This is a genomic window from Vibrio genomosp. F10 str. 9ZD137 (genome assembly GCF_049974785.1).
In the GTDB taxonomy this organism is placed as follows: Bacteria; Pseudomonadota; Gammaproteobacteria; order Enterobacterales; family Vibrionaceae; genus Vibrio.
This window is the reverse complement of sequence record NZ_JBNGCJ010000052.1, coordinates 1-10,292: the sequence shown is the minus strand read 5'-3', so window position 1 is coordinate 10,292 and position 10,292 is coordinate 1. Positions and strand designations below refer to the sequence as shown.

Sequence of the window (10,292 nt, the reverse complement as noted above, 5' to 3'; positions counted from 1 at the left end):
TATCAGCGGTGGCAGAGGCCCCGTTACGTTCTAGGCTAGGCCGTACGGAATTTAGCCGTGGTGTTTATTCTATCGATTCTTCAGGTCAGTTATCTGTTCGTACGACGGGAAAACAAGGATCGGGTATATTACGTTCAATGAGCGAAGCCAATTGCCTGATTGAAGTAGCTCCTGCGGTTGATACAGTAAAAGTCGGAGAAAGCGTGACAATTATACCGCTTCAAGGCAGAATCTAGCCCCTATAACCTATGTCAACTAAGGTCGGAAGTTCCGGCCTTTTATTTTGAGAACTATTTTTATGGCACGTACTATCCTTTACACCTACAAAAGTGAAGCCAAAGAGCTTGTATTTTCTTACGAGAAACACCGCAATATTCACGAAGCGGTTGCCGAAGCTGAAGGGATTGATTTAAGCGGCTATTTAAAAATGGAACAACAAATTGAAGCGGTATCAGATACTAAAGCGGTTCGTAATTACCGTGATAATCACTTTGCGCGACTTGGCTTTGGTAAAATCACCTTAAAGCAAAAAGAAAACTTGGGTGTTGGTGAGAAAGAGGTTGGTGAGAAAGGCGTCGGTAAAAAATAACGTACTCGATTATCGATATTCATTTCTTGATACGATTTGTCTAGACACTTTTCTCATCTAGAGAATAGTGTCTAGATGAGAAAAGGGCTTGCCGATGCAAGCCCTTTTCTATTTGTATTGTAGCTAAGCTCCAATCTACGCAAAATCCCGTACAGAAAATCAAAGTGGTATGTACAAAGCAAAACTACTTTATATTGAGGAACGCAGCACCACGTACACCACCAGAATCGCCATGTTTTGCTTTAATGATTTTTGGACACTTCGCAACCGACAATAGATACTTTGGTATACGCTTAGGCATCTCTTCATAGATCATCTGGAAGTTTGAAAGGCCACCACCAAGTGCGACCACATGGGGATCATTACCCGTAAAAATGTTGGCAAAACAGATAGCAAGGAGCTCCATAAAACGCTCTACATGCGCTACTGCATTAGCCTCGCCTTCTGCTTGGGCCTTAATAATATCGATAGCTGCTTTCTCTTCGCCATAATAATGCGCGTAAAGAAGTTCAAAGCCACGCCCCGACAGATAATTGTCTAAACAGCCTTTCTTACCACAACCGCAACTCAGTAAAGGCGCGTTTTCCCCTAAGTGAAACCATGCATCGATAGGTAAACGAGCGTGACCAAGTTCACCCGCAACGTTGTTTCTGCCGCCAAACACTTTTCCTTCATAAACCAAACCGCCGCCGAAGCCTGTACCAAGAATTAGCCCCATAACACTCGGTTGATCTTTTAGATCGTCATCCCATGCTTCAGACAAAGCAAAACAGTTGGCATCATTTTCTATTTTAACTTGACGACCTAAGCTTTTTTCTAGATCTACGCGTAATGGTTTCCCTTTCGCGGCAGGAACGTTAACCGTTAAAACCGTACCATCGTCAGCATCTTCCATTCCCGGTAGGCCTAGCCCTACTTTGCCTTCACACTCAAATTGTTGGTCGTACTTTTTCACTAATGAGGTAATGGTTTCGACTAATAGTGGATAATCGTCCGTTGGCGTTGGTACTCGTTCCGTCGCGACTCTTTCTAATTTCTGATTAAAAGCCCCAAATTCAATTTTTGTGCCGCCCACATCAAAGCCGTAATACATTCCAATCTCTCCTTAAAAAGCACCCAAGCGAGGTGCTAAAATTATTCTCTTGGCATTATCCATATAGCTCAGCCTACAAACCGTGACATACGACAAATTTATCTGGCACTTAAATGCAACTGTACATTTATAGACCAACGAGTTTCCAATTATTAGAGTTACTTCTCGAAATTAGTTTCACTTAGGAAACGTTTCAGCGCGGGTTTAGTGAGATCCGGTTTCAAGCGCGTCTTTGTTAATAGATAACTTTCGCGAAAAGTCTCAAACCACATTTCTAGTACCTGAGCCGCTTGGTTTTCGTTCACTTTGCTAAGCACAATAGAGGCAACTTCTGCGGTAGAAAGATGGTCATCGTTATCAGACTTTCTCATCATATATTGAGATACGGATTCCGGCTTAATTGAAAAGACGGGAAGCTGGCTTAAATAATCGGACTTTCTAAATATCTTTCTCGCCTCTCGCCAGCTACCATCAATAAAAATCAGCAATGGCATTTTATTGTGGGGTAAAGGAAAGCTTTGTTCATTAATCAACCGAGATTTGTCATCAACATAGTCTTCAGGAAAAACAATGAGTGGGAAATACTTGGGATCGTTAAGCTGGGCCAACATCGCTTCGTCTGGTTCGGTACGATTCCACTGATACACGCTTGTTTCTTTCACAACATCCGCTATTAATCGCCCTGTATTACTCGGTTTAAACACTTCATTGTCAGAAACGATCAGCATAACCGCCACATTAGTCTCGATATCTGGCTGATATTCACAGAGGCAGTGCTTGGTGGCGACTTGGCAATAATCGCAACGGGATACTTTAGCCCCTCGTGCTTTAAACGTGCGAGTCGACAGGCTCTGACGATATTTAAGTAGGTGGTGGAAGGCGTGAATTCTCATGATGCTTGATTAGTACTAGAAAGTTGACGGCATTGTACTTACAGTACACTAAGAATCAAAGGAAGTTGTTATGAATAATCCAGAGTCAATCCGACTGATATTTTTTGTCTCTATTTTCATGTTGTGCGCAATATGGGAGTGGGTATTACCGCGTAAGCGCCTAACACAAAGTAAAAGCGTTCGATGGCTAAATAATATTGGACTGGTTTCTTTAAACAGCGTACTTCTCGCTGTGCTTTTTCCTGTTGTCGCATACCAAGCCGCCCAATACGCGACGATTAACGAAATAGGACTCTTTAATCGAACCTCGATGCCTGCTTTCCTTACGCTTATTGTTTCAGTATTGCTGCTGGATCTCGCGATTTATTGTCAACACGCGGTTTTTCACAAGATTCCTTTTCTTTGGCGATTGCATCAGGTGCACCATGCAGACCAAGACATCGATATGACGACAGGCGCTCGCTTCCACCCCGTTGAAATCATTCTTTCGATGTTTATCAAGATTGCTATCGTTATGATTGTGGGTATTCCAGCAAGCGCTGTGGTTATTTTTGAGGTGTTGCTTAACGGCAGTGCTATGTTTAACCACAGTAATGCTCGACTTCACCCTACCATTGATTCGGTGTTAAGAAAGTGGATAGTGACTCCCGATATGCACCGTGTACATCATTCTATCATCGCACGAGAGACTCACTCTAACTTCGGTTTTTTCTTATCAATTTGGGACAGGCTGTTTAACACTTATATTGCTCAACCGAAGCAAGGTCACGACCAGATGACCATAGGCTTACCCGTATTTCGCTCAAAAAGAGAGCAATGGTTGGACAAAATGTTAACTCAACCTTTTCGTAAGCGTTGAGTTAACTAAGCACTTAACTAACTTAGTACTTAACTAACTTAACTAACTTAGCACTTAACTGACTACGCACTGAATAAACTCAGATTTCATCTGTGATGAATTTACAGTGAGTATTTGTGAAGCATGGTTTGCTGATGCCCAGCAATCGTTGCCACTTGCTCTGAGCTTTCGACCATGGATTGCAGCTGATATTTCGTTTGGTCACCTTGCTTAGAGACAAGAGCAATGGATTGACTCACTTCTTTGGTCGCGCGCTCTTGTTCTTCTGTCGCCACAGTAATTTGCTCTACCCTTGTTTGAATTTGATTGACCGCTTGTTCTATATCGGAAAATGTCGCCTTTACTTCCACACTTGACGCTAATGCTGACACCATTTCTACACGAGAATGCTCAACCGCCACACGAGATTTATCAGCAGCGGCGATCAATTGGTTCATTTTGACTCTGATATTTTTCGTCTGTTGTGAGGTTCCGCTCGCCAACTGCCTTACTTCATCAGCAACCACGGCAAATCCTCTTCCTTGTTCCCCTGCCCGTGCGGCTTCAATGGCAGCGTTCAACGCCAATAGATTCGTATTATCAGCAATGGCCGATATCATCTCTACCATTTCGCGTATTTGTTTTACTCGATGATCAAGTTCGACCATTGAATCTTCATTTGCATTGAGTGTTTCTTCTAACTGTTCCAGTCGTTGTCGATTGGTTTCAACGACGTCCAAACCTCGTTGCGAGTGTTCTGAGGCTTGACATGAATCTTGATACGATTGGTGGGTGATCGAGGATATTTGACTAATTGAAGCCTCAAGTTCATTCACTGTCGTGATCATGTTCTCTAGTGACGTATTTTGCTCAATTAAGGTAGCATTTGAACTTTCTGCCGCGTTATGGCTAATTTCGGCTGTTTTATATAAAGTTTCGCAGTTATGGGTGACGGTAGAAATAGATCGGCTTGTGGATTCAATAACAGTATTGAGTTTCTTTGATACTTCCTGAAATTCACTAGGGCCGATAATAGGTACACTCGATGAAAAATCATGTTCACTTAAACGGTTAAGATGAATAGTGATGTTTTTGAGGCTAGTATTTAGCCAACGTCTTAAACCGAGACCAAATGTAACAATAATGAAGGCAATCGTTGTCCCAATCATTGCAATTCGACTGAACGTTGAAATGATCGTTTTATTAACCGCTAACTCTCGCTGTTCAATCAGTGATAATGCCGTTTGAGAAATAGCTTCAAGTGCCGCTACGGTTGTATCTCCAAGGCGCACGACTTCGGTTATCTGCGTTTTTTGGCTAGTCGACAATGACAATTTAGTCATGATATTTTTCAAAATTCCTTGCTGTTTGAACCCATCGTTTACCATAGTGTAAGGGGTGGTCAAGCTGGAAAACTCTTCGATATCTGGATGCCAATCCTTGAAGTCATCATAGGCAAGATTGATCCCTGCAATTCGGTTTCTCATTTCTTGATATTGCTCTTCCGCTTTTTCTAAGTCTACCTGCATCATCAGCATCAAAAATGTACTCTCTATAGAGCTAGCGCTGGCGATAAACCGATTAGCAGCGTCAGATGACTCCGGATTATTGTTGCTTAGAAAGGAAGCGATACGATTCATCTCTGGGCCAATGGAACTGAGCCCATAACGAAATGCTCCCACTTGGTCATCGATTGTGTTTTGTTGTTCAAGTAAGCTTTTCTGAGTATCGAGTATAGAAATGGTTGACGCGTTTAATTTTTGTAGGCTATTTTTTAATGTCGTCAGTAGACGGGAATTTTCATCTTTTTCTTCACGCGTCGTGAACCCATCGGAAAACTGACTGACATTATTCAACAGCAGGTTACTTTTCTTCATTAACTCATGAATGTTTACTGTGTTCTCGTTCAGTGCTTCCACCGTTGTCCCCTGTGTGGCATAGCTTATATGTTTCACTTGTTCGAGAATGGTCTGAGTCAACTTGGCATTATTGATCGCTAACGGCAGCGCTTTTTCCGATAAAGCACTAAACTCATGGCCAACTCGATCAACACTTTTTGTGGTAATAAATGACAGTGCAACAATTAAGAGTAAAATGCAGATAAATACCGCACTGATGGTTTGAACTAACGATAGAGAAAATGATGTGTTTCTTTTTTTGTTCATATTTTTACTAGCTACTTTGACGAACACGTTATCCGCTATGCTAGTTGTCACTCATTACAAATAAATTTCAACGATATTTCAATAAGATGTCAAATGACTAAACTAAAGATCACTACAATCATCATTATCGGCATTGGTTTTTTGACCGGTTGTACAAATACATCTGGTCCTTCGAAACCCGTAAGTGGATCTTCAAGCTCTGTATCAGTTTCTCCGACCTTATCTGCCTACGATCATAAAGTTAAGCAATCATTTATGAACGTATATGAACGCTGGAAAGGAGTGCCGTATCGTTTGGGCGGCACGTCATTTCAAGGCATTGATTGCTCTGCATTTGTGCAAATCGCTTATCACGATGCTTTAAATGTGAAACTTCCAAGGACGACACTTCATCAAAGTAAAGTTGGGTCAAAGGTGGGCTATGACGAAGCGGAAGTGGGCGATCTGATATTTTTTAGAACATCGAGAACCACTCGCCATGTGGGTGTTTATCTGGGAAACCGTCAGTTTTTGCATGCTTCCACATCAAAAGGCGTGATTATTTCTAGAGTTGATAACCCCTATTGGGCATCTAAGTTTTGGCACTATAGGCGAGTAGAATACCCGCCTATAGTCAACTGATTGGGTATGTTTGAAATGGGAAATTAATCGTAGGTCGCCACTGCAACGTCGAACAGGTTTTTCACCAAGGCAATGTATTCGTCAAGGAAGGTGATCTGTTCGTTGGTTGCAGGTTTAGTCCAGGCTCCTGCCAATACCTCTCCCAAATCCTCAACAACGGAATCCGCTTCTTTTAATAACTTAAAGCGTACACTTGAATGCAGCTCTGGATTTTGTTCAAAAATGGCCATAATGTTGCTTGAAACCATGTCAGTCACGACATCTTCAATACTTTCAGCACCCGTATCGCCGTCTGCAGATGTAAACACATCTAGGTTCAATGCTAAATGTTCAATTAAGGCTAAATATCCATCGGTTTCTACAACCACACTTAAATCTCCTAGTTACTGCAATACATGAGAATAGGTTCTCATTAATATTAAGACAAGTATACGCACTTTAACAACCTGATTATGCTTTAGAGCTCACTTTATAGTTTACTAATCACGTCGCTGTCAAAGAAACGAGGCTTCAATTCAATAAGGGAGTCCGTATTGGTGAATTAAAATTGGCCATTACTCATCGATTACAAAAAAAATCGAGAACTCATTAGTGTTAACTGCGCTTGACTAAAGTCACACTTCTCCGCATTAACGATAAAATGGGCGAAAATTCTCGCTTTGTGTCAACTCTTGAGCAGGTAATCGAAAAAAATTGTCCTAAACTTAATGTAAATAAGTACTTATCTTAAGGTTATTATTATGTGGCAAGCATTGACTCAACAACTCTCTGAAGCACTTATGTTCAATTATACGATCACCGAGCGCGCAAAGATGAACGGTGGTGACATCAATGATTGCTACATGATAAGTGACGGTGAGCAACGTTATTTTGTAAAATCGAATACGAGAAACTTCATTGACAAGTATCTCATTGAAGCCGACAACCTTAATCTTCTGCGTAGCACTTCTACCGTCTCTATCCCCGAGGTTATCTTGACCGGTACCAGCAAAGATCATTCTTTTATCGTATTTAATTATTTAGCCACTAAGCCACTTGAAGATGATAAACAGAGTTATAAGTTTGGCGTGCAACTTGCGAAGCTGCATTTATGGGGGGAGCAAAAAGAGTTTGGGTTAGATGAAGATAATTACATTGGCACGACATTACAGCCAAACAAATGGGATCGTAAATGGCATCGTTTTTTTGCCGAGCAACGCATTGGCTGGCAACTTCAACTTCTCAGAGAGAAAGGTATAGAGCTGGTTAATATCGCAGAATTTACTGAGCGAGTTTCAGAGATCCTGTCCAATCACCACCCTCGCCCGTCATTAATCCATGGCGATCTATGGCACAGTAATGTCGCCAATTCTGCGTTTGGCCCAATTTGCTATGATTCGTCTTGCTACTGGGGCGATCGCGAATGCGATATTGCCATGACTGAGTTATTTGGTGGGTTTCAGCCTGAATTCTATCATGGTTACGAAAGCATATTACCCTTAGATTTTGGCTACGGAGAAAGAAAAGATATTTATAACTTGTATCATGTTCTGAACCATTACAATTTATTTGGCGGGCATTACCTTGCCGAGGCAGAAGGTTTGATAAACAACATAAATAGTTATTAGAGAGTCTTTATGCATGATTTTAACCCTCCAACAGCACTCATATAGGCAAACGATCACTACTTTCAAATAGCAGTTTGTTATGACAACCGAAAGTAGTGTGGTTTGCATAATAAAATACAGGCACCCCCTCCATAGTTTTTCCACCTTTCAATTTGCTTAGATTGGTAAAACACAACGTTATTTCTTAGTGATTTAATATGACGCAAGTCAACGAAAGCGAGAGTTGTGGTAATGAACAAGTGATCTCGTTAGAATACGCGCTCAAAAATTATAAGTTAAAAACACTGAGCGGTTTCAAATGAGCAGAAAAATTGAATTATTAGCCCCTGGCGGTGACGTAGAAGCAATAAAAGCGGCTATCGTGGCAGGTGCGAATGCAGTCTATTGCGGTTTAAATACGTTTAACGCGCGAAATAGAGCATCAAACCTATCACTTGATGAACTGAATGGCGTTATACGGTTAGCTCACCAATATGGCTGCGAAGTTTTTCTGACATTGAATATCGTGCTGTTAGAACACGAAATTAAAAGCATTAGTAAACTGCTTAACCAACTCGTCAATACCAAGCTTGACGGTATTATTGTTCAAGACTTAGGGTTATTTGACTTAGTTAAAAAGCACTTTCCATCATTAGATGTGCATGCCTCTACTCAGTTGACGACCCATAACGAAGGTCAAATCAAATTCTTAGCCAAAATTGGGGCAACACGCGTTAACCTCTCTCGAGAACTCAACCTACCTGAAATTAAAATGCTCACTGAAGTCGCTCATGATCACGATGTCTTGACGGAAGTCTTTGTACACGGTGCTTTGTGTATTGCATTTTCGGGTCAATGTTATTCAAGTTCCGTCAGTGTTGGTAATTCCGGAAACCGTGGCCGTTGTAGCCAAGCATGTCGTGATGAATATGAAATCACCGACGCCGGTAATAAGTACCCGCTCAACTTAAAAGACAACTCTGCCTACTACGATCTACCCGAACTGGTTGACGCAAAAGTGGATTCGCTCAAAGTTGAAGGGCGCATCAAAGGCGCTCACTATGTGTATACCGTTGTCGATACATGGCGTAAACAAATCGATAGCTTCGTCGAAAAAGGCCTCTTGATTGAAGATGACGCTAATCTGCACAAAGTGTTTAATCGTGATTTCACGAACTCGTTCCTCAAAGGTAACCTGACGAAAGACATGTTTATTGATAATCCACGCGACAACAGCGTGAATTATGCGGTCGACAAAGCGACGTCGGAAAACGAGTCGATCTCCGTTGTACAAATTCAAGAAGTAACAGACAACCTCTACACGTCAAAAAATGAAATCGGCGCAGAGATGCGAGAAAAAATTCAATTCCTCGATATCTCTAAGACACAGGTTATGCTTTCATTTGATGCAAAACTGGGACAGCCGTTAACTGTCTCTGTTATTTCAAAAGACGAGACATTTACCGTTCAGTCCTCTTCTGCTCTATCGGTTGCGGGTGAAAAAGCCATTACTCAAGAGTTGTTGACCAAACGTTTTAAAGCGTTAAAAAGCCCTGTACATACATTGGCTGAGTATGATTTTTCTCGTATGGAAGAAGGACTCAGCATTCCATTGAAAGAAATTTCAGCGCTGAAAGAAGAAATTGATTTCATTTTAAATGGTTCTGTCGATGTCATTAAACATGTCGATGTTCCTGCGCTTGAAAAGCACCCTAAAGTGAACGAAACGCCAACGCTTTCAATGCTAATTGCTGACGTCGCCGATCTGCACCTCTGTGACATTACTGATGCGGATGTTTATTTTAAATTACCCGAAAGCTTTAAAAAACGTTGCAATAAATACATCGATATTTTGGCTGAAAACCCTCGTTTGATTCCTTGGTTCCCTGCGGTATTGATTGGTAAAGATTACGATGAAGCAGTGCGTATCTTAGAAGAAGTTAAACCTGAGCGTATCGTCACTAACAATACCGGCATTGCCTATAAAGCCTATGAAATGGGCATTGAATGGGTGGCTGGGCCATTCATGAATACGACCAACTCACACGCGTTAGTTACCCTTAAAGAAGAGCTAAACTGTGCCGGTGCGTTTATTTCAAACGAGATCAATAAAGGCCAAATCCGTCATATCACCCGCCCAGAGAACTTCAAACTGTTCTACAGCATTTACCACCCTATTCTTATGATGACGAGCCGACAGTGCTTTTTCCAAAGAACCGTTGGCTGCAACAAACCGAGTATCGAAGCGGGCTGTATGCTCAAGTGTGAGAAAGCGACAACCATTACCAATGTGAAAGGCATTTCATTTGCGGTTGATAAACAAAAAGGTGGCTACCCGAGTATCTACAATCACGAGCAGTTTTTAAATCATGAGGCTGTGAGTGATTTCTCGGATTTGTTTGATGAATTCTTCATTGATCTAACCAATATTGGTGCAGGCTCTAAAGAAGTGCAAGATAAGGCTGAATTGATTAAGCACTTTGAAGGCTTGAAGATCGGAAGAGCGG

Annotated in this window: 9 protein-coding genes and 1 pseudogene; 6 read left to right on the top strand and 4 right to left on the bottom strand. The window is 41.6% G+C overall.

Translation table 11 applies throughout. The features are described from left to right. Both ACP45E_RS00665 and ACP45E_RS00660 read left to right on the top strand, forming a co-directional pair. A pseudogene (locus tag ACP45E_RS00665) lies at positions 1–236 on the top strand (bifunctional molybdopterin-guanine dinucleotide biosynthesis adaptor protein MobB/molybdopterin molybdotransferase MoeA); the annotation flags it as partial. A gap of 62 nt (positions 237–298) precedes the next feature. Continuing rightward, the gene (locus ACP45E_RS00660; protein WP_017033351.1) at positions 299–589 is read left to right on the top strand and encodes a DUF2960 domain-containing protein; all 291 of its coding nucleotides are present in this window, start codon (positions 299–301) and stop codon (positions 587–589) included. Positions 590–773: 184 nt separating this feature from the next. On the opposite strand, the gene nagK is transcribed toward ACP45E_RS00660, so the two are convergent. Then, the gene (gene nagK, locus ACP45E_RS00655) at positions 774–1,682 is read right to left on the bottom strand and encodes an N-acetylglucosamine kinase (protein WP_017038578.1); all 909 of its coding nucleotides are present in this window, start codon (positions 1,680–1,682) and stop codon (positions 774–776) included. 158 nt (positions 1,683–1,840) lie between these two features. After that, entirely contained in the window at positions 1,841–2,575 is a 735-nt protein-coding gene (locus tag ACP45E_RS00650; RefSeq protein ID WP_026026712.1) for a tRNA-uridine aminocarboxypropyltransferase, read from the bottom strand. 70 nt (positions 2,576–2,645) lie between these two features. Here ACP45E_RS00650 and ACP45E_RS00645 point away from each other — a divergent pair, with 70 nt between their 5' ends. Continuing rightward, the gene (locus ACP45E_RS00645; protein WP_017038576.1) at positions 2,646–3,434 is read left to right on the top strand and encodes a sterol desaturase family protein; all 789 of its coding nucleotides are present in this window, start codon (positions 2,646–2,648) and stop codon (positions 3,432–3,434) included. 101 nt (positions 3,435–3,535) lie between these two features. On the opposite strand, the gene ACP45E_RS00640 is transcribed toward ACP45E_RS00645, so the two are convergent. Continuing rightward, complete coding sequence (locus ACP45E_RS00640) at positions 3,536–5,578, bottom strand: methyl-accepting chemotaxis protein (protein WP_026026711.1); 2,043 nt, start codon at positions 5,576–5,578, stop codon at positions 3,536–3,538. A gap of 93 nt (positions 5,579–5,671) precedes the next feature. Between ACP45E_RS00640 and ACP45E_RS00635 the strand changes: the two genes are divergently transcribed. Next, positions 5,672–6,199, top strand: a complete 528-nt coding sequence (locus ACP45E_RS00635) for an NlpC/P60 family protein (RefSeq protein ID WP_017038574.1) — start codon at positions 5,672–5,674, stop codon at positions 6,197–6,199. A 23-nt stretch (positions 6,200–6,222) separates the two neighbouring features. Here ACP45E_RS00635 and ACP45E_RS00630 read toward each other — a convergent pair whose 3' ends face one another. After that, complete coding sequence (locus tag ACP45E_RS00630; protein ID WP_017033357.1) at positions 6,223–6,567, bottom strand: DUF3802 family protein; 345 nt, start codon at positions 6,565–6,567, stop codon at positions 6,223–6,225. A 372-nt stretch (positions 6,568–6,939) separates the two neighbouring features. Here ACP45E_RS00630 and ACP45E_RS00625 point away from each other — a divergent pair, with 372 nt between their 5' ends. Next, positions 6,940–7,806 (top strand): fructosamine kinase family protein, encoded by an 867-nt coding sequence (locus ACP45E_RS00625; protein WP_017033358.1) that lies wholly within the window; start codon positions 6,940–6,942, stop codon positions 7,804–7,806. Between the two features lie 298 nt (positions 7,807–8,104). Next, the coding region (locus tag ACP45E_RS00620) for a peptidase U32 family protein (protein WP_069584586.1) at positions 8,105–10,292 on the top strand (2,188 nt) is incomplete at its 3' end.

Coding starts and splice junctions, on each gene's coding strand:
- ACP45E_RS00625 (WP_017033358.1), top strand. CDS start 6,940: ATGTGGCAAGCATTGACTCAACAACTCTCTGAAGCACTTATGTTCAAT.
- ACP45E_RS00635 (WP_017038574.1), top strand. CDS start 5,672: ATGACTAAACTAAAGATCACTACAATCATCATTATCGGCATTGGTTTT.
- ACP45E_RS00660 (WP_017033351.1), top strand. CDS start 299: ATGGCACGTACTATCCTTTACACCTACAAAAGTGAAGCCAAAGAGCTT.
- ACP45E_RS00645 (WP_017038576.1), top strand. CDS start 2,646: ATGAATAATCCAGAGTCAATCCGACTGATATTTTTTGTCTCTATTTTC.
- nagK (WP_017038578.1), bottom strand. CDS start 1,682: ATGTATTACGGCTTTGATGTGGGCGGCACAAAAATTGAATTTGGGGCT.
- ACP45E_RS00650 (WP_026026712.1), bottom strand. CDS start 2,575: ATGAGAATTCACGCCTTCCACCACCTACTTAAATATCGTCAGAGCCTG.
- ACP45E_RS00640 (WP_026026711.1), bottom strand. CDS start 5,578: ATGAACAAAAAAAGAAACACATCATTTTCTCTATCGTTAGTTCAAACC.